Source organism: Streptococcus humanilactis (assembly GCF_019448275.1).
Lineage (GTDB): Bacteria > Bacillota > Bacilli > Lactobacillales > Streptococcaceae > Streptococcus > Streptococcus humanilactis.
Genome location: NZ_JAHXBZ010000051.1, coordinates 1 through 227, shown reverse-complemented (window position 1 = coordinate 227; position 227 = coordinate 1). Strand labels below are relative to the sequence as shown.

The 227-nt window shown below is 52.9% G+C and carries 1 pseudogene; it reads right to left on the bottom strand.

Annotated features, from left to right (window positions below):
- A pseudogene (locus KV696_RS10585) lies at positions 1-227 on the bottom strand (adhesive domain-containing protein); the annotation flags it as partial.

Below are 227 nucleotides of genomic sequence, written 5' to 3'. Positions count from 1 at the left end.
GTAGCATCTACGTCAGCAAGTACAAGCGCTGTAGCCTCTACATCAGCAAGCACAAGCGCCGTAGCCTCTACATCAGCATCAACAAGTGCCGTAGCGTCTACATCAGCAAGCACTAGCGCCGTAGCCTCTACATCAGCGTCAACAAGTGCCGTAGCGTCTACATCAGCAAGCACAAGCGCTGTAGCCTCTACATCAGCATCAACAAGTGCGGTAGCCTCTACATCAGC